Annotated in this window: 12 protein-coding genes; 2 read left to right on the forward strand and 10 right to left on the reverse strand. The window is 45.7% G+C overall.

Annotation, left to right across the window (positions count from 1 at the left end):
• Positions 1-189 precede the first annotated feature (189 nt).
• The 7 genes from QUA47_RS10715 to bioF all read right to left on the reverse strand — a co-directional run bounded on the left by QUA47_RS10715 (position 190) and on the right by bioF (position 12,404).
• A complete protein-coding gene (locus QUA47_RS10715) occupies positions 190-1,581 on the reverse strand; it encodes an ATP-binding protein (RefSeq protein WP_333430726.1) in 1,392 nt (463 codons plus the stop codon).
• A gap of 157 nt (positions 1,582-1,738) precedes the next feature.
• Positions 1,739-3,073: an ATP-binding protein gene (locus QUA47_RS10720; RefSeq protein WP_333430727.1), complete on the reverse strand. Its 1,335-nt coding sequence runs from the start codon at positions 3,071-3,073 to the stop codon at positions 1,739-1,741.
• Positions 3,074-3,228: 155 nt separating this feature from the next.
• Entirely contained in the window at positions 3,229-3,600 is a 372-nt protein-coding gene (locus QUA47_RS10725; RefSeq protein WP_333430728.1) for a response regulator, read from the reverse strand.
• The gene (locus tag QUA47_RS10730) at positions 3,597-6,536 is read right to left on the reverse strand and encodes an ATP-binding protein (RefSeq protein WP_333430729.1); all 2,940 of its coding nucleotides are present in this window, start codon (positions 6,534-6,536) and stop codon (positions 3,597-3,599) included. Before QUA47_RS10730 ends, QUA47_RS10725 begins: the two co-directional genes overlap by 4 nt.
• 317 nt (positions 6,537-6,853) lie before the next feature.
• Entirely contained in the window at positions 6,854-9,787 is a 2,934-nt protein-coding gene (locus QUA47_RS10735; RefSeq protein ID WP_333430730.1) for an ATP-binding protein, read from the reverse strand.
• Positions 9,788-10,770: 983 nt separating this feature from the next.
• Positions 10,771-10,920: an arginine synthesis PII-interacting regulator PirA gene (pirA, locus tag QUA47_RS10740; RefSeq protein ID WP_006635290.1), complete on the reverse strand. Its 150-nt coding sequence runs from the start codon at positions 10,918-10,920 to the stop codon at positions 10,771-10,773.
• 311 nt (positions 10,921-11,231) lie between these two features.
• Positions 11,232-12,404, reverse strand: a complete 1,173-nt coding sequence (bioF, locus tag QUA47_RS10745) for an 8-amino-7-oxononanoate synthase (protein ID WP_333430731.1) — start codon at positions 12,402-12,404, stop codon at positions 11,232-11,234.
• A 66-nt stretch (positions 12,405-12,470) separates the two neighbouring features.
• Between bioF and QUA47_RS10750 the strand changes: the two genes are divergently transcribed.
• The gene (locus QUA47_RS10750; protein ID WP_190662554.1) at positions 12,471-13,406 is read left to right on the forward strand and encodes an exopolyphosphatase; all 936 of its coding nucleotides are present in this window, start codon (positions 12,471-12,473) and stop codon (positions 13,404-13,406) included.
• 119 nt (positions 13,407-13,525) lie between these two features.
• Here the strand turns inward: QUA47_RS10750 and QUA47_RS10755 are convergent, their stop codons facing one another.
• From QUA47_RS10755 to QUA47_RS10765, 3 genes are all read right to left on the reverse strand, one after another.
• On the reverse strand, positions 13,526-13,759 hold the full coding sequence (locus tag QUA47_RS10755) for a hypothetical protein (RefSeq protein ID WP_190662553.1): 234 nt from the start codon (positions 13,757-13,759) through the stop codon (positions 13,526-13,528).
• 11 nt (positions 13,760-13,770) lie between these two features.
• Complete coding sequence (locus QUA47_RS10760) at positions 13,771-14,892, reverse strand: glycosyltransferase family 4 protein (RefSeq protein WP_333430732.1); 1,122 nt, start codon at positions 14,890-14,892, stop codon at positions 13,771-13,773.
• A gap of 138 nt (positions 14,893-15,030) precedes the next feature.
• The gene (locus QUA47_RS10765) at positions 15,031-17,841 is read right to left on the reverse strand and encodes a chloride channel protein (protein WP_333430733.1); all 2,811 of its coding nucleotides are present in this window, start codon (positions 17,839-17,841) and stop codon (positions 15,031-15,033) included.
• Positions 17,842-18,483: 642 nt separating this feature from the next.
• Between QUA47_RS10765 and QUA47_RS10770 the strand changes: the two genes are divergently transcribed.
• Positions 18,484-20,931 (forward strand): S8 family serine peptidase (locus tag QUA47_RS10770; RefSeq protein WP_333430734.1); only part of this gene is annotated, 2,448 nt, incomplete at its 3' end.

Below are 20,931 nucleotides of genomic sequence, written 5' to 3' on the forward strand. Positions count from 1 at the left end.
CGCGCCCTCACGCCTCACCTTAACCAGTCCGGGACACTGACAACTTGACCAACCACTCAAAATCTACTATTGAGGGCTTCAGCTAGGTCGTTCGGTGTTTGGGAGGCTTCATAAATTACATAGAAATTGGGGAAGTGCGATCGCGATTATAGACTTTACCAGACTTTGTGGATTTTTTTTTAATTCCCCTTAATTTGTCTTCATCTCTATCCGATTATTCTGCCTAATCGGAATCTCAATCACAAATTCTGCACCTCGATCTGGCTGCGAAAAACACTTCAAATCTCCGCCGTGCTTCTCCACCACAATCTGATAGCTGATCGATAATCCCAAGCCCGTGCCATCACCCAAAGGTTTAGTTGTAAAAAAAGGATTAAACAGCCGATTTATTACATCGCTTGTCATTCCCGGGCCATTATCTTTAAAACTGATTCTTACCCACTCGCGATTCAGCATAGAAGTAGCAATCGTAATCGTCCTAGGCTCGTTTTTAATTGGCTCAGGGCTGAGTTTTTTATCATAGTGATTCAAGGCATAAATGCCATTGCTTAACAAATTCATAAATACCTGATTCAACTGACAGGCATAACATTCTATTTGTGGCAAATCTCCGTATTCTTTAATAACTTCAATAGACGAAGAATTCGGCTTAGCCTTTAGCTGACTATGCAAAATTACTAGAGAGCTGTCGATTCCCTCGTGAATATTAACGGGTTTCATCTCAGCTTCGTCTAGGCGCGAGAAGTTCCGCAACGTCAGCACAATCTGACGGATACGTTCTGCCCCCAATTTCATCGAAGACAGCATTTTAGGCATATCCTCTTTGATAAATTCCAGCTCTATTTGCTCAATTAAAGCTTCGATTTCCGGGTAGTTATGGGGATCGTGCTGCTGGTAAAGCGTGATTAAACTCAATAGCTGATGAGTGTAATCCGTGACATAAGTTAAGTTGCCATAGATGAAGTTAACAGGATTATTAATTTCGTGGGCAATACCGGAAATTAGTTGTCCTAAGCTAGACATTTTCTCAGTCTGAATAAGCTGAGACTGGGTGCGCTGTAAATTTTGCAGGGCCAGTTCTAGTTGGATGGCTTTTTCTCGCTCTCGCGCTTCCGATTGCCGTAATTTCTCCTCTCTTTCTTGGCGGGCGCGCTCGTTTTCCTTTAGCTGCTGCACATGGCATAAAGTTTTGTTAATGGTAATTTCTAAATCCTGAAAATTTAAAGGCTTAATCAAAAAGTCAAATGCCCCGCCATTCATTGCCTTTCTGATATTTCCCAAATCGCCATAAGCAGATATAACTACTGTTTTGACCATAGTAACTAGCTCGTTAAGTTTCGCTAGCAAAGCCATACCATCCATGACTGGCATATTAATGTCTGTCAGGATAATATCTATATCCGGCTGCTCTCGCAACGTTGAAAGCGCTTCTACGCCATTGTGTGCAAAAAAAACTTGGTATTCTCCGGTGCGGATCTTTTGTCTAAATTTCTGGCAAATTAAAGATTCTAAATCAGGCTCGTCATCCACAAATAATATTTTAGCTGGCATATTGCGAGCCAGTGCGGTCGTAGGTGACATTTTTTGAACTCCTGGGATTCATTAACTTATCCGCCGAGTAATTTTTATCTACTTTACGTCCTATTATAGATTATTTCAGGAGTAATGAAAAGGCTGATTTCTACCATGGCCAACCAGATGGCTGGAATAGGCTCTGAGTTTGGTAAAAGTCGATGGATTAGCTAAGGTTGAGTGCCGCCCTAGTTTGTCTGATTGGAATTTCAATCCAGAACTCTGTTCCCTGCCCCACGTCTGAAAAACAGTTCAAGGCGCCCCCATGCTTCTCATGTACAATTTGGTAGCTTATATAGAGACCCAAACCAGTACCCTCACCTACAGGCTTAGTAGTAAAAAATGGTTCAAAAATACGGTCTTTCACCTCTGCCGTTATCCCCGGCCCATTGTCCCGAATTTGAATGACGACACGGGATTTTTCCTCTAGCAGAAAAGTGCGAATAGTAATGGCGAGGGGGCAAGCGGGGGGGTTATCTAGTGACCGTTGTTTGTTGTACTCATTCAAAGCATCAATCGCATTAGAAAGGATGTTGATAAACACCTGGTTGAGTTCTCCGGCATAGCATTCCACTAAAGGCAGATTGCTGTACTCCTCCATCACTTGAATCTCTGGACGCGCTGCCCTTGCTTGAAATCGATTATGCAAAATCAGCAGGCTGCTTTTTATCCCCTCGTGAATGTCAACCGACTTTATGTTAGCTTCATCCAGTCTTGAGAAGTTACGCAAAGACAAAATAATCTTCTGAATGCGGTCAACACCCCCTTTCATCGACACCATAATTTGAGGTAAATCTACTATCATAAATTCCAAATCTATGGCTTCGATTTCAGCTTGAATCTCAGAATTGGGAGGGGTGTACTGCTGATAGAGATGCAGCAGGTGCAGTAAGTCTTCAATATAATCACTGACGTGGCTGATATTGCCGTAGATAAAGTTGACGGGGTTGTTGATTTCATGGGCAATCCCCGCAACCACTTGACCCAAAGAAGACATTTTTGCGGTCTGAATCAGTTGAGCTTGGGTCTTTTTTAGGTCTTGCATACAGTTCTGTAAATGCTGAGCTTCTTCTCTAGCGCGAGCTTCTGACTCCCGCAAGCGCTGATTTTCTTTTACCTGTTGCACCTCGCGCAGCGTTTTGTTGAGGGTAATTTCTAAATCCTGAAAATCTATCGGCTTGGTTAGAAAGTCAAAAGCACCGAAGTTCATCGCATTTCTTATATTTTTTAGGTCGCCATAGGCTGATATAACTATTGTTTTGAAAGGGAGGTTTATCTGATTAAGTTTAGAGAGTAAAGTCAGACCATCCATTTCAGGCATATTAAGGTCGGTCACTACTATATCTACATCCGGGTATTCTTTCAATTTTTCCAGCGCTTGTACGCCATTGTGGGCAAAAAAAAGCTGCCATTTTTCGGCGCGGATTTTTTTCCTAAATCTCTGGGAAAGTAGAGATTCTAAATCGGGTTCATCATCCACAAACATTATTTTTGTTGACATATTCATTTTTCAGTAACTCTTAAAACTCATCATAAAGATTTAGCGTTCCAGAAGAACAGAAGGAAAATGCAATCGAGCAATTTTAACTCGACTGAAATACTGCTTTCAATTACCAATTACTCATTACCAATTACTAAATAGGTTTCCTTTTAAGTTTACTCCAAGTTGAGTATTTTATTTTTGAGTTTATCAAAATTAACAGGCTTAGTAATATAGTCATCAGCTCCATAAGCCATTGCGGTTTGGTAATTTCTCTCATCTCCATAAGCCGTAATCATAAAAACTTTTAAATCGGGAAACTTTTCTTTGAGAATCCTGAGCAGTTCGATCCCATTCATTCCTGGCATATTAATATCCGATAAAATCAAGACAATAGACGCTTCATCCTGGTTTTCTAAGTAGTTCAAAGCTGCCTCTGCGGACAGGGAAAAATGAAATTGAATTTGCCCTGCTTTGATTTCTTTCCTAAATTTCTGCTTGAACAGTGACTGAATATCTTCCTCGTCGTCTACCACCATTACTTTCATTTTTTTAACTCCTTAATTTCGGCTATTTTTTTGGGCAATGTGATTATAAACTCTGTGTATTTTCCTACTTCTGTTTCGACTTTTAGTTCTCCGCGATGTTGCTGAACGATAACATCCTGACTGATAGACAGACCTAGACCAGTACCTTCGGCTGGTGGTTTTGTAGTAAAAAAGGGATTGAAAATTTTATCGACTACCTCGGGTTTTATACCTGAGCCATTATCGCGAATGCGGATTTCAATCGCGTCACCAAGATTTCGAGTTCTCACGTCAAGCAGCGGTGAAAATTCGGCTCCCATTTCTTGTTTCTTTTTATAGGCTGCATAACAAGCATTGCTAATAATGTTAAGAAAAACCCTGCCGATGTCTTGTGGCACGACATTTACTTCACCAATATCATTGTCGTAGTCGGTTTCTATGGTAATGTTAAAAGCAGGTTCCTTGGCTCGCATCCCGTGATAGGCTAGATTGATATATTCAGCCAATAAACTATTTATATCTGTAGCTTCCCAGTGACCGCTTTGTCCGCGAGAATGCAAAAGCATATTACCAACGATTTTGTCGGCTCTTTGACCGTGTTGATTGATTTTTTTAAGATTGGCTTTGAGATCGGTTAATAGCTCGGCAATATCGTCACTGGTTTCGGGATCTAAACGTTGTGCTTGATTTTCAATTTTTTCAAACAGTTCTTCGGTTAATTCAGCAGAAAGTTCTGAGAAATTGTTGACAAAGTTTAAGGGGTTTCTGATTTCGTGGGCAATGCCTGCTGTTAAACTGCCCAGAGAAGCTAGTTTTTCTTGGACAACAATTTGATTTTGCATAGCTCTGAGATTTGTTTCTATCCGCTGGCGCTCTTCAATCTCATTCTGCAATTGCTGCACAGTATGGGTGAGTTCAGATGTACGATTCTCAACTTTGATTTCTAGTTCCTCATTGGCCTTTTGTAGGGATTCTTGGGCTTGCTTGCGATCGGTGATGTCGCGCAGAATCACCACATATTCTTGTAGCTCCTGATTGGAAAGCGAAGCCTCTTGGGAGAATCGGTTTGAGATGGCAACTTCCAGGATGCGCGAGTCTTCAGTGGGCAGGTTCAGGGTTTGTTCGCTCCGGCCCGGCCACAGTTCTGGCTGATTTGCCAATCCGGGGAGTAGTTTGTTCAAGTGACGCCCGATTAATTGACCACTGCTTAACTCAAATAGACGTTCAGATGCTGGGTTAGCCTGACGAATCATCCCCTTTTCATCCAGCACTACAATGGCGTCTATGGCAATTACAAACAGTTGTTCCGCCGCCTCTCGTGCCTCGTCCATTGAGACGACTTGGGGTAAGCTCGTCCAGCAGGCAACAGCCACCCCGATAAAAGTGACTGTCAAGATCAGCACTGCCAAAAGATTAGAGCCAACACTAGAGTTACCATCTAATTGGGATCTAAAAACCCAGCCAATACTGACGGCGCTACAGACTAGCAAAATCAGAACAATAACCTGAAACGCCACAAAATCTACGATCTGGCTCTTGCGCCCCGCCCTGTAATGCCGAAGCCACCACGCCCGATGGAATGGCGCAAAGGAAATGCGACGGATAACCGCATCCACTGCCAAAATAGCCACAGGCAACAGCAAGCCAATGATCACGTCTTGCCAACTCCAGTTCAAGCCTGCGACAACCAGAACAACTGCAAGTAAAAAGAAGAAGCCTGCCCCCCACCAAGGCCATCGCACTTCTGGCGATCCTCGCCGCAGCCACAGTCCTAGATAAAATGCCATCAGCATTATCAGGTAACTAGCACCACCGACCACCGAGATCCTGGTTACATCTCCCCAAAGCAGACCGAGCAAACTGAGTAAAAGGCAAAATACCAGGGCCGGTTCCAGAACGCCCCGTCGGGAGATGAAAGCGAAGACTGGTGAAACGCGCCCATCTAGAGCGAGTTGGTACAAAATGCGGGGAGCGTTGGAAACGCCAGTGGCGGAAGCGAGAAGAGCGCTTGAGACCAGCAGGAGTGTGACGATTAATGAAGCTGACTGACCCCAAAATGGTGATGCCGCAGCTAAGAGGTTCTTAAACGAGTCCTCGCCCAGTTCTGGGGAGGTTGCTAAGCGCGTCAGTACCCAGGAACTCCCAAGCAACACGGGTGGCATCAGCCAAGCGGCTAAGTTCAGAACCCGCAAAGTTTCTGTAGGGCGGCGGCTGTCGGCGACAAACGAGGAAGCGGTTTCACAGGCGCAAGTAATGTAGATTCCTAAGAATGACCATTTAGCCCAGTCAACAAAGGTTAAAGTTGGCCAACTGGTGGGGAAAAATCCGGGGCTATCTGGGGAGAAGGCTAACCATCCCACGCCTTGAATGCTAAACACCAGTAGGAATCCCACTGCCGGGAAAATGAAAAATGAGTGCAGTATTCCCAAGGCGCGGGTGCCGCTAAACGCCACTATATAAGCGATTATTGTGAATCCAATTCTTAGCACCGTTTCTGGACAGGCAATGCCCAAGGGTTCTAGGTTAGCTTTGATTAGCGCCGTAATTACGATCGCGTTTAGTGACGGATATACTGCCCAGCCGAAGAAGTAGCCGATCGCCGCATAGCTGCCCAGAAGCGGATAGTTGCTCAGTAGCCTGGTGATATAGTTGGGCGTTCCCCCTGACATTTCTGGCCACTGTTCCCCTAAACGTTTCACTTGCAGGTTCAGCATCACCCCCACCAATACGGCGGGCAGCCAGACGAAAATGGCATTTGGGCCGAGCGCCACGTGTATTGCCGGTGCAACGGGAACGCCTGCGATAAGACCAGTCATCCCGAAGCCCAGCGTTTCAAGGGGACTCAGGATTTTCGGTAGGCGCATGAGCGATCGCTCATTGAGATTTTCTTGTAGGAAAGGCTGAGTTGGTTCTGAGTGATAGCCGTTTTCCTGCGGGTGTTGGATGTCTGTCGCCATCAATTTTACCTATATATTTTTTGGATCTTGTAGTCGCTACCCGATGTTCAGCTTCATAGATTTCAACTTTTTTATGTTAAGTGTTTTTGCTGGTCTTATAGTTTTGGCAAAGCTGCCTTCCCCAGTCAACCATGAAAATTTATCTCAATCCCTCTTCAATTTTACCTAATTACATTTTATTTCTGACTTCTCACTTAAGCTAATTTCGCCTTTTTTAGCCCTATTCAATTTTCCCTGCTTTGATTTCTTGCCTAAATTTCTGCTTGAACAGTGACTGAATATCTTCCTCGTCGTCTATCACCATTACTTTCATTTTTTTAACTCCTTATTTCGGCTACTTTTTTGGGCAAGGTGATGATAAACTCTGTGTAATCTCCTACTTCTGTTTCGACTTTTAGTTCTCCTCGATGTTGTTGGACGATAACATCTTGACTGATAGAAAGACCTAGACCAGTACCTTCGGCTGGTGGCTTTGTAGTAAAAAACGGATTGAAAATTTTATCGAGTACCTCTGGTTTTATACCTGAGCCATTATCGCGAATGCGGATTTCAATCGCGTCACCAAGATTTCGAGTTCTCACGTCAAGCAGCGGTGAAAATTCGGCTCCCATTTCTTGTTTCTTTTTATAGGCTGCATAACAAGCATTGCTAATAATGTTAAGAAAAACCCTGCCGATGTCTTGTGGCACGACATTTACTTCACCAATATCATTGTCGTAGTCGGTTTCTATGGTAATGTTAAAAGCAGGTTCCTTGGCTCGCATCCCGTGATAGGCTAGATTGATATATTCAGCCAATAAACTATTTATATCTGTAGCTTCCCAGTGACCGCTTTGTCCGCGAGAATGCAAAAGCATATTACCAACGATTTTGTCGGCTCTTTGACCGTGTTGATTGATTTTTTTAAGATTGGCTTTGAGATCGGTTAATAGCTCGGCAATATCGTCACTGGTTTCGGGATCTAAACGTTGTGCTTGATTTTCAATTTTTTCAAACAGTTCTTCGGTTAATTCAGCAGAAAGTTCTGAGAAATTGTTGACAAAGTTTAAGGGGTTTCTGATTTCGTGGGCAATGCCTGCTGTTAAACTGCCCAGAGAAGCTAGTTTTTCTTGGACAACAATTTGATTTTGCATAGCTCTGAGATTTTCTTCAATCCGCTGGCGCTCTTCAATCTCATTCTGCAATTGCTGCACAGTATGGGTGAGTTCAGATGTACGATTTTCAACTTTGATTTCTAGTTCCTCATTCGCTTTTTGTAGAGATTCTTGGGCTTGCTTGCGATCGCTGATATCGCGCAGAATCACCACATATTCTTGCATACCTTGATTTGAAAGCGAAGCATTTTGAGAAAATCGGTCCGAGATGGCAACTTCAAGGATACGCGAGTCGCGATCGGGTAGGTTAAGAGTTTGTTCGCTGCGGCTGGGCCACCGATCGGGCTCAAAAGCTAATCCGGGCAGTAGTTTGTTCAGGGGATGCCCTAGGAGTCCAGTGGTGCCGATTCCGAAAACGCTTTCAGCAGCGGGATTAGTCTGACGAATCACTCCGGTTTCATCCAGCACCACGATCGCATCTAGGGCAATGGTAAAGAGTTGTTCTGCTCCCTCTCGTGCTTCATTCATGGAGACGACCTGGGGTAAGCTCGTCCAGCAGGCAACGGCCACTCCGACAAAGCCTACGGTTATTACCAGAACAATCAAAAGATTATTGGCAGCATCGGCTGGAAGTCCGTCTAACGTGGCTCTAATCACCCAGGCGATCGCGGCAGTGCTACAGATCAGAAAGATCAGGATGCCTACCTGAAGCGCTACAAAATCCTTGGTTATCCTGTAGGACTGCCCCCGATAAAGCTTAATCCACCACGCAGGATGGAAGGGGGGAAATGCACTGTGACGGATCGCAGCATCCACTGCCAAAATAGCGATCGGCAAGAGCAGTCCGATCAGCAGGTCTTGCCAGTTCCAAGCCAAGCCTCCAACAATCAGGACAACTGTTTCCACCAGGAAAAAGCCTCCAGACCACCAAGGCCATAGCACTTCTGGCCTATCCCGACGTACCCATAGCCCCAAATGGGCTATTGTAAAGGCGCTCAGCCCACCACTTGTGCCCACCATTACTAAACGCCCTATATCTCCCCAAGCTAGACAGATGAGACTGAGCAAGAACGTCAGCAACAGGGCTGGGCCGAGCACGCCCCGTGGGGAGACAACACCGAATACTGGCGATATGTGCCCGTCCAAGGCAAGTTGGTACAAAACGCGGGGAGTGTTGGAAACCGCTGTGGCGGAACTTAGGAGGCAGCCCGCGACGATCAAAAGCGTCACCATAAATGAGGCCCACGGCCCCCAGAAGAGTTTAGCTGCGGATAATAGGTTTAAGAAGGTGTCGTCTTGTAATCCCGGTTCTGTTGCCAAGCGCATCAGTACCCAGGAACCGGCTAGATAGGGAATAGGAATCAGCCAAGCCACAAAGCTCAGAAACCGCAAAGTCTCCCCCGGTCGTTGGCTATCAGCGACAAAGGAGGCAGCAGTTTCACAGGCGTAAGTAGCGTAGGCGCCAAAAAAGTACCATTTTGCCCATTCAACAAAGGAAAAGCTAGGCCAACTGTCGGGAAAAAAGCCGGGGCTAGCTGGGGATAGTAATAACCAGCCGATGCCTTGAGTGCAAAAAACTAAGAGGAATCCCACAGCGGGTAGAACGAAACATAAATGCAGGATACTCAAGGCGCGGGTGCCGCTAAACGCCACAATAAAGGCGAGTACCGTAAAGCCAATTTGGAGGAGTATCTCAGGACATGAAATCCCTAATGGTTTCAGGTTGGCTTGGATCAGGGCTGTGATGATCAGGGCGTTGATCGTTGGCACCGATAACCAACTAAAAAAGTATCCGATCGCTCCATACCTACCCAACCAGGGATAATTGTTCAGCAGCCGCGCCGTATAGTTGGGCGTTCCCCCTGCCATCTCTGGCCACTTCCTGCCCAAGCTTTGCATCTGAAAGTTCAGCAGCATCCCCACAATTGTTGCTGGCAACCAGACGAAGATAGCTTGAGGCCCAAGAGCGGCGTGTATGGCCGGTGCACCGCTAATCCATAGCAGAGGACCCGTAAGGCCAAACCCCCAAGTTTCGAGGGTCGTTAGGGTGGGCTGAAGGCGCATGGGCGATCGCCTATTAAGATTTTCTCTTAGAGAAGGCTGAGTTGGTTCTGAGTGGTAGCCGTTTTCCGGCTGGTGTCGGATGTCTGTCGCCATCAGTTTTACCTATTATTTTGGGGATTTTGCTGTCGCGACCCTGATTTTCAGCTTGAGAGATTTTAACTTCTTTCCGTTAAGCATTTTTGCTAGTCTTAACTTGTGGCAAAGCTGCCTTTCCCAGTAAACCAGGGCAATCTATCTCAATCCATCTTTAATATAACCAGGACTTAGGCAACTGCCACATATCCGTGTACCAGCACCCTAAAATTACCCAATAAACATCAGAACATCGGGAATTTTTAGTGGCTCACTTCAATGATTTGATAGAAGAAGCCAGTGTTTAATTTGATATATTATTTGACGAGTTTTATTGGCTCAACTTTTGAGCGCCTAAGCCACACAAGTTCATGGCAAGCAATAGGATTTTTTTGAATTCTAGCTTGACGGGACTGGCAAGATTCTCTCCCGGTTAATTGCTTGAGTTCCCTAGGAAATTGCTCAATTTTCCAACCAATAGCACATACATGAGTGTACGTTATTCGTGCGCTTATTATTGAGTTTGGTCGTTAGTCGCGACTGTCAACTTGTCAGTGATCCGGACTGGTTAAGGTGATGGGTGAGGGCGTGAACACGCCCTCACCATGTGCCAGTTTCGTTAGTTATTAGTAGGGTGCGCCGAGGCGCACTTTACTACTACAGATAGTTTAAAAATAACAGGAATGCAGCGTAAGTCCTGTTCTTCCTTCTTCCCTCTTCCTTCTGACTTCATAACTTACTCAAAAAATGGTTTAATCTGCTATTGGTAGAGTCTCTGTGCGCCGAGGCGCACCCTACAGATAGACTTTGTGCGTTTAGGACTGTTCCCTCTTCCTTCTTTCTTCTTCCTTCTCAATAAAAAACCCCGGTTTCTTGAAGAAACCGGGGTTTTTTCTACCAACTAAGAGAGGAGTCAAAAGTTAACAGGTAGCGGTTGGCGGAATTCTGCATTTCTCGCACAACCCTCTAAACCAAACTACGGGCAAATTCTAGTTGCAGCTTCTTTAAAGCTGTCTCATTTCCTCTTCAAGCACCCGAACCAAATCTTGGTTCCCACTGGATCTCGCTACTTCTATGCGGTGTATCAGTTGCTTGTGAATGTTAGCGCGGTGGGTTTCTGCTACTTTTTTTACGTTTTGACGATTTGTGTTCATGGTGGACGTTCCTTATATAAAATTTGGTGTACCTGCTACTTCTCTAATATAGCGCTAAATTTCAAAAAGTATCTAAATTTACAAAAAATTTACAGTTATTGACCGATCGCCCAAACTAATGTATAAGATTGGCCATAAGTCAATAGCGATATCTTGACAATCAAAAAAAAGGCAGAAGCCTAGAGCAGCAGAAAGCAGAAAGCTAGAGCAGCAGAAGGCTAGAGCAGCAAAAGGCAGAAGGCAGAAGTAGAAATTCTCCCCGTCTCACAACATTTACTCAAAGGGTAAGGTACTTATGGCGTACCCAACATTTACTCAAAACTCAAAACTTGCTTCAGCGCCTCTACCAACTGCTGAATGTGTGCGAGCTCGTGAGTTGCCATCAGCGAAATCCGAATTCGACTCACGCTTACAGTCGGAGGCCGAATCGCCGGAGCAAAAATACCCATGTCCTTGAGTTTGCTGCCCACTGTTAAAGCGGAGGCTGCATCTTTTAACGGAAGACTGAAAATTGGGGAGAGGGAATTGCTAATTGGTAATTGGTGATTGGTAATCGCGCAATATTTGAAAGTTTCGATATTTTGTTGCAACCGAACTCGGCGTTCTGGTTCTTGCTGTACAATCCTCACAGCTACCAAAGCAGCCGCCGCGTCAGCAGGCGTCAATGCCGTAGTATAAATCCAAGTCGCAGCTCGATTACGCAGAAAATCAATTAAAGCAGCAGAGCCCGCAACGTAACCACCTAAACTTCCCAAAGCTTTGCTGAGTGTCCCCACTTGAATCAGTGGTGTTCCCGTACACCCGAAATGTTCTGCACAACCGGCACCGCTAGCACCGAAAACTCCTGTAGCGTGAGCTTCATCTACTAATACCATGCAGTTAAAGGTTTCGGCCACAGCTAACAACTGCGGTAGCGGACACAAGTCCCCATCCATGCTAAAGACGCTATCGGTAATAATTAAACACTTGCGGTATCTTGCGCGATTTTGCTCTAGCTTGGCCTTTAAATCCTCAAGATTGCAGTGATTGTACTCTAGGGCAGTTGCACCACTGAGTGTGGCTCCGTTTTTCAGGCTCGAATGGTTGTACTTGTCAGATAATATCAAATCGCGCTTGCCGACAACGGATGCGATCGCCCCTAGATTCGCCAAATATCCCGAACTGAAGACTAAAGCATCTTCAGTTTGTTTTAAATTAGCAATAGCTTGTTCTAGCTGTCGGTGCAAATCGCGGTGTCCGCTGACCAACCTCGAACCCGTCGCACCCGTACCAAATTCCTTAGTTGCAGCCATAGCAGCTTGAATTAACCTGTCATCGCCGGCAAGTCCCAGATAATCGTTGCTGGCAAAGTTAATCAGCCTGTGACTTGCTAACTTTACCACAGGCCCGGGGCAACTATCGATCGATTGTGGCGATCGATACCAATGGGCGCGGCGAATAGTGTCGAGGGACTTGTCTATCCAAGCGTAAGGGTCAGCGTTCATATTGGAAAGCGATCGGGTAATACGTTATATTAGCTGGTGATCAGTTCCTCCGCATCACATAAGCATATGCCACTCACTAAAAAATACAGATTAGTCACCCGCAGCGATTTTGACGGTCTTGTCTGTGCCGTTTTGCTCAAAGAACTCGATATGATCGACGAGATTAAATTCGTGCATCCTAAAGATATGCAGGATGGAAAAATCGCAATAACAAATAACGATATTAGCACCAATTTACCCTATGTTGAGGGAGTTCATCTAGCTTTCGATCACCATTTCAGCGAAACTCTCAGACACGAGAAAATCAAAATTAACCACATCATCGATCCCTATGCAGCTTCTGCCGCTAGGGTACTGTACCAATATTATGGAGGCAAAGCAAAGTTTCCTGATATTTCTGAGGCGATGATGGCGGCCGTTGACAAATCAGATTCCGCTCAATTTGCCCAAGAAGAGGTTCTGCATCCGCAAGAATGGGTGCTGTTAAACTTCATAATGGACGCCAGAACGGGGTTGGGAAGGTTTAAAGACTTTACAGTTTCCAATTATCAGTTAATGATGCAGTTAATCGATTACTGCAAAAATCATACCATCGATGAAATATTGCAGCTTCCTGATGTGAAAGAAAGAGTAGACCTCTACTTCGATCAAGAAGAAAAATTTAAAGAGCAAATACAGCGCTGCGCCCAAGTATATAATAAGTTAGTTGTTTTGGATTTGCGTAACGAAGAGGTGATTTATGCGGGCAATCGTTTTGTAATTTATGCTTTGTTCCCCGAATGCAATATATCGATTCACGTACTTTGGGGACTGAAACAACAAAATACTGTTTTCGCAGTTGGCAAGTCAATCTTTAACAAAACTTCTAAAACTAATATTGGGGAGTTAATGTTAAGATATGGTGGCGGCGGACACCAGAATGCCGGAACTTGTCAGATTGAGAATGATAAAGCTAGCAAAGTTTTGACAGAGTTAATTGCCCAGATAGAGCAAAATGGTTAAATTGGCTTTATCTTTTTTGCAGTCAGGACTTGAGTCTTTGATTATTTTATTTTTCAGGACTGAAGTCCTTACTACAAACGGGGATTTTCAGGACTGAAGTCCTTACTGCAAATGGGAGTTTAGTCCTCAAGGTTTTGAGCTGGCGGGTTCTGGGTATTGAGATTTTCTGAACTGTTGCCTTTGACTGGTGGCAAGTGGTCTACCAAACCCATATCAAAAGCGATATCCGGCAACTCATCAGCGTTATATTTTCCTGGCTCAAACAATCGCCCGGGAGTAAAACAAGGCTGTTTCAATCGTACCATTTCCCCCGGCGAAAACATTCCCCTAAACATTTTGCGTTCGAGTCCCATAATTTCTGCTCCTAAAACAACTTTCGCATTAATCTTAGCAATTTTTGAGCGGCAGCTTCCCAATTAAACAAATCCGCCGTCTCTCTAGCTTTTTGAGCTACCTGAAAACGCATCGGGTCTTCAACAATTTTTCGTAACTGTTGGCGAACAGACTGAACATTTGGCTCGGCCCAATGAGGAGCATTTGTAATTTTTAGATACTGAGTATCGTAACACTTTCCGACGGGAATGAGATCGTAAGCAATGGGATAGCAGTTATCAGCATTGGCGTACTCAGTCGGGCCGCCATACATAGTCATAGCGACAGGTAAACCCGCAGCAAAGGCATCCAAAATTTTAATCGCAAAACCCTCGCCGCGAAAGGGAGCTAAAAAAGCATCGGCTGACAAGTACAAATCAGCTAGTTCTGCTTTATTACAAAATTTAGGCATTATCCGAATTCTTGACTTGAACTTGCCGAATTGTTTTTCAATATTTACGAGATGTTCCACTATAACATCTGAATGTTTGCCGCCATCTTTGATTATTAACTCTACCTTAGAATCATCTCTAAACTCTTCCCAAAAAGCTTGAATGGCGATATCCGTGCCAAATCTATACAAATCAAAAGAATTGGTCATGTGCAGAATATACTTTACATCTTTTTGGTTTTTTTGCGGTCTGGGAAAATAGAGTTGCGAGATTAAAGGATTGAAACCTAGAGGCATGACTGATACTTTGTCAGGCGGACATCCAGCTTTTATTAAAACGTTTTTAGAATATTGGCTGACGGCTAGTTTGTGAGATAAATTATTGACAGCATCGTAAATCCAGTAATCATAATCATCAGTATGTTTGGCGAATTCGTAATTGATAGCAAAAAGTTCAAAATTGAGATGTCCCTTGAGTTCTTTTAAAAAATAAGGTTTCCAGTAATGAGACCATTTTATCTGAAATAAGTCTGATGGTGCGGTGTTCATCCACTTTTCTAGCAGGTGGTTTTCTTCGGTTGTGGAATTATCGCAGATCTGAGAGGCAATTGTTGAAGGTTCGACAGAAATGGGAATTCCCATTTTGTCTAAAGTTTGTGCCAGGGATAGCGTAATATCAGCGAAGGAGTTAAAGTGTTGAAAACCAACGTTAAAGTGAACCATATTTATTGGTTATTACTTATTAGTTATTGGAGACAAAGCCTCCGGGTATGTATTCCCAAACCGAGCCTGGGGACAAGACTAGAACACTAAAATACCACCATAAAAATTAATAAATAAAAAATCACAACTAACTAATGACTAATTGGCCGATCGCACTAAAATGACTGTACAGTCGCACCCGCGCGCCACAGCTTCCGGGATGTTCCCGTGAATCACCTGCTTCAGCAGCCCTTCGCGGCTAGCTCCCAGGACGATCGCATCGCACTGATCGTTCTGAGCCAAATCAATTAAAGCATCAGAAACCGATTTAGCGCAAACCGAAGTCGCTATTATCGAACAGCTAACCCGGCGCTTGATAAACTCCGCCGCTTGCTTTAATTCACCGCGATCGGGTTCTGCACCAGAAGGCTGGTGAACCTGACACAATTTAATCTCCGGTACAGCACTCGCAGCAACTAAAGCAGGTAGCAGCCGCAAAGCCGCAGCTTGCTTGTAACCGCCGCGAATAGGCACCAACCAGCGGTGCAAACCCATCAGCGTGTGCAGTCCCAATTCTGCCCCTGGAATGTCTGAATTCGGCGGGGAAAGTTCAGTCTCAGGAGTCGCTGATGAATCTGAGGATCTCGCCGTGGGATGATCTGCGCCGTCAACTCCTTCGGCATTTAAGTCCCATTCTATAGACGCATATTTCCGCCCGCTAAGAGCGGCGGAAAGCTCATTTTTATTGCGGGTTGCTAATATCTTTTCGCTCCATTTAACCAAAATAACCTCGCAGCCGGCTTGCCGAATAACGGTATCGACCACATCACCAAAAATGCGTCCAGTGGTGGATGTTTCGCCTTGCCACCCCATCAAAATTAAATCGATATGTCGATCCTTAATAGTCTCTAAAATCGCGTGAGGCACGTCATGAGCTACCCGTATTTGGGTGTGTACAGGCAAGTTCAAATTGCGAATAATTCGCTCGGCTTGTTGCAGCAGGCGGCGGCTTTTTGTTGTCCGGACTGCGGTTTCTGAGGGGGAACTGTTGCGCGGTACTAAGATGATTTGCAGGCATTCTAATTCGTAATTACGATCGCGCGCGATCGCGGCCGCCAGCCGCAGCAAAGCGGGTGCTGTTTGGGGGTTGGAAAGCGGCACTAATAAGCGGCCGTTTCCGACTTGCGGAGCTCTGGTTTGATAGACAACATAGGAAGGTTCTGGATGCGGGCCCTGGGTTGTTTCTCCGCTGAGGCGATCGGATTCAACTCGGATAATGTCGCTGCGGGTAATAATTCCCACCAAACGCCGACCTTCTACGACTGGCAAGCGGCTGATATTGTAGTTGTTGAGCCTGTACAATACCTCGCTTAAAGTATCCTTTGCTTTGACTGCGATCGGCTGTACAGTCATAAATTCTTTGAGCAGCGAGTTTCCAGAAAAATTGCGTTCGCTGGCATTTGCCAAATCGGTTTGACTGACAATTCCGACTAATTTGCCATCTTCAACGACGGGAAATCCTCGGTGGTGCGATCGCGAAAATGCCTGGATCACTTCATCGAAAGTCAGCAAACTCGAAAGAGTTTCAACTCGGCGCTGCATCACGTCCTCTGCGTACAAGTCGCTCAAAGTATTGCTCGCAGCTTTTGTTTTTGTCAGTTGAATGCCGTTAAACTCCAAAAGGTGAGTGTACAGCGAGCCACTCTCTACCTTTTCTGCCATTAAATAAGCAACTACACAACAGATCATCAAAGGCAGCACTAATTTGAAATCCGCCGTAATTTCAAACACAATTACTACCGCAGTAATCGGCGCTCTAGTAACCGCGCAAAAAAATGCTCCCATTCCCGCCAAAGCGTAAGTTACCGGCAAACCGACGCCCAGGGAATCTGCCTGCACAATGCCCACCATGTGACCTAGTGCAGAACCCATAACTAGCGAAGGGGAAAACAATCCTCCCGGAGCCCCAGAAGCCGAGGAAATAATTGTTAGAAAAAAGTGAGCTATAAAAGCAATTAAACTCGTTATCCCGCTTGCTTCGCCGGTCAGCATAAACTCCCGTAAACCCGTATTATCGCGGAAAGTTTCTGGGAGAAAACCTATTACTAAACCGCAGATTACGCCAGCTATAGCAATTCGCACTGGTAAGGCTAATTTGAGCGTTCGCCTGTTAAATTGCAAGCTAGCAATAATCCCTTTGGTGAACAAAGCTCCCAGCAATCCCGCTAAAACTCCTAATAGTATGTAGAACGGGATTTCCTGAGCATCAAAACTGGTTTGGTACTCGCGAAGGTTCAAACTCAAACTATCGCCGCCCAAAAGCTGCGAGACAACTGCACCGATAAATGAAGCGATAATGGCAGTTCCTAAAGTCAATCCCGAAACGTCATACAGCAGTTCTTCAACTACAAAAAGAACTCCGGCAATGGGAGCATTGAAACCAGCAGCCAATCCCGCAGCAGCACCGCAAGCAATCAATTGTCGGCGGTAGTCTGGGGAAGTAGGCATCAAGTGACCTATCCAGCCGGCCAAAGATGCTCCTATTTGGACAGTTGGGCCTTGCCTGCCTAAAGTTAAACCGGAACCAACGGCTAAAATAGTGGTCAGAAGTTTGGCGACAGCTACTCGCAAATCTAAGGCAAGATTGACTCCACCGAGAGCAGCTTTGACGTGAGGAATGCCACTGCCTGCAGTTTCGGGAGCAAAACGCTCAACCAAGAAACCTGTCAGCAACCCGCCGCATAAACCGACGCTGGGCAGTAATATCCAAGCTGGGATTAATGTCGAGGTAGCAACTCGCCAACTGCCTAGCCATCCGACTCCTGACTTTAGCAAAACACCGGCCAGTCCTGCCACTAAGCCGATCAGACAAGCTTCAAAAATGGCGAGGCGTTTCGGCCGTAAAAAAAGTTGAGATTTGATGACCCTGGAAGGTTCCCTAAGTTGTTTAGGGATAGTTATATACGGCATAAATAGCGTAGATGGCCTGATAATTGTCTGCTCGATCGCACTTTAGCGAAAAATCATTCGACTTGGCAAAATATAACTAATTTTTAACCGGAGGTTCACGCAGATTAACGCTGATTAATTCTATATGTTTATAGAACCCATTTGAGATATTGCGATCGCTCGCAAGCAGTCGAAGAGCTCACAGCAGTCGATTTACCATAACAAGTACGGAAGAACTACTTCCCTGATTTGTTGAGACTCACTTTGCTGAAGATTCTTTCGCCCATTTGGCAAATTCAATTGCAATAACACAATAACCCTCAAAAGTCAATCCTCAACCGCCCTCATCGCCAAAGATCCGACTTTTCCGACTTATCCGACTGGAAGATCCGACTTTTCCGACTTATACAAACAGCCGCCGCAAGAAATAATAGAGATAGCCAAAGTCAACCCGCGATCGCTTGGGTTCTATATGCAGTTGGATATTTGTGAACTGTAACAGGTAATTTTTATTTCCGTTAAATTACTGGAGCGATCGCCACCGATCTGTGACAAAGTATATCTCAGGAGGGATGCGGATAGTCAGCTAGCAGATGAGCTCGCCCTCTGCTCAGACCCGATCGCTTTCAGAAGCAGTTAAGAAAATTATTAGGGAGCCTTGTTATGACTACTCCATCCAAATTGCCCGACGACTTAAAAGATATCCTAACTAAGGATCAGTGGTGGCTGCTCAACAGCGGGCAGACAAACATCGGGGGGAAGACAATTACGTCAAATCCCGGCATTGACTTAAATGTATTGCCCCTGTGGCCGCAGTATACCGGTAAAGGTATCAAAGTCGGAGTCATCGATAATGGTGTCGATGGCGCGCAGCATAAAGACTTGAAAGATAATTTCGATCAGGAGAATTCGATCGACCCGGTTCCAACAGAGAAAGCTTCTCACGGTACGAATGTAGCTGGGGTTATTGCGGCTCAGAGAAACACGTCGGGTACGGTGGGTATTGCTTACGAAGCAAAGATATCCGGTTACAAAAATAATCAAAAGGCGGTTATCATTGCAAGTTTAAACAAGCAAGTTGACTTAGATGTTTCCAACAATAGCTGGGGGGACGACAAACCCTTCCCGCTACTTAAAGACCAAGTTACAGCCATCGAAACTGCTGTTAAAAACGGCCGCGGTAAATTAGGCACCGTATTTGTCTGGGCCGGAGGAAACGAGCGCGAGGTCGTTAACGAGTTTGACCCAAAACTGCCAAGAAAAGACCAGCGGGGACATAATGTCAACTCAAGCAATTACGAAAATAGTCGCTATGTCATTGCCGTAGCAGCGATCGACAATGAGGGAAAATTTGCCCCTTACAACAACCCAGGTGCGCCACTTCTCGTTTCAGCCTTCGGTGACAATGGAAGGATCGCTACGCTCGATAATATCGGCAACGCAGGTGCTAACAGAAACGAAACTGCTGACAATTTTTCCGACCGCGACTACCACAACGGCTTTAACGGCACATCCTCAGCAGCGCCAATGGTGTCAGGGGTTGTCGCTTTAATCCTGCAAGCCAATCCCAAACTCGGCTACCGTGACGTTCAAGAAATCCTGGCTTATTCAGCCCGCAAAAATGATCCCGATCGGTCTTGGCAAGGTTTTAATTTTACAAGTATCGGCGTTAACGCAGCCGTTAAGCTCAACGCCGATACTTGGACATTCAACGGCGCTAAAAACTGGAACGGCGGCGGACTCCACGTTAATCACGACTACGGCTTCGGATTAGTGGATGCTACCGCAGCAGTGCGGTTGGCTGAAACGTGGCAGTTGCAATCGGGAACTGCCAAGGACGAAGCAGCAACTACGGCAAATGAGAAATTTCAACTTGCCAATTTGACCCTGCCAACATCGGTGGATATCCCCGACAATGACCCCGCAGGGATCAATCAAACCTTCAAAATTACTCAAGGCATCAACATTGACAAGCTCGAACTAGACTTGAATATCGAGCACGGTCAATTTCAAGACTTAGTAGTTAAGCTGACATCTCCCGACAAAACCGAGAGTATCATTCTCGATCGTCTTCCTTATTACAATGAAGCCAAAGGCGACGCAAAGATTGACTTTGGTTTCAAAGACACAACTGTCAGCTACACCTTCAGCAGCGCCCGCCACTGGGGAGAAACTGGCCTTGGCGATTGGACGCTGAACATTGCAGATAATAGCGCTACCAACGACCCTAAAAATACCGGCCAACCGTTTATCTATCAAGGGGATACAACTCCCACCAGTGGCAACAATATCGGCAAACTCAAAGGCGCAACTTTACGGCTGTATGGTGACGACTTAATTACCGATAACACCTACATCTACACCAACGAGTTCGCAAGTTTCACCGATACTACTCGCAAAACTCTCAGCGACACCAACGGCGGTAACGACATCATCAACGTTGCTGCCATCACTGACGACGTTATCGTCAACCTGACTCCCGGTTCAACCAGTACCGTGCCCGGCCGCGATGTTACAGGGCTTACAAAACTCGATCCTCAAACTCTCACCATCGCCCCCGGCAGCATCATCGAAAATGCCTTTGCTGGCGAAGGAAATGACTCAATAGTCGGCAACGAAGCACCCAACACCCTCTCCGGCGGCCGCGGCAACGACACCCTCGTCGCCTCCCGTGGCAACGAGGGTGTCGTCGCCTCCCCTGACACCCTCATCGGCGGCGGCGGTAGCGACTCCCTAGTGGGATTCATTGGAGATACTACTTACATCCTAGATGCCACGACAGCCGCAGGCAGCAAAATTAAAAATGTTGGTGGCGCCGCCAATAATTTAATCCTCAACAACGCCACCCTGACAACAACCCTCGCAGTAGGGCAGAACGGGATTGCCAGAAAAGGTAACGATTTGCGGATCGACTTGAATGCTGACGGCAAGATAGAACCAAGACTTGATTTGACCATTGAAGACTTTTACTTGCCTGGTAGCGGCCGCTTCCTAAACGTCGGCAACCTGCTTGGTAGTGACATTCTCTCTATTCCAACTCCAACTCCGGTAACACGGACTCCAACTCCGCCAACACTGACTCCGACAAGTCCGACTCCGACAAGTCCGACT

The sequence above is a fragment of the Microcoleus sp. MON2_D5 genome (assembly GCF_036701905.1).
In the GTDB taxonomy this organism is placed as follows: Bacteria; Cyanobacteriota; Cyanobacteriia; order Cyanobacteriales; family Microcoleaceae; genus Microcoleus.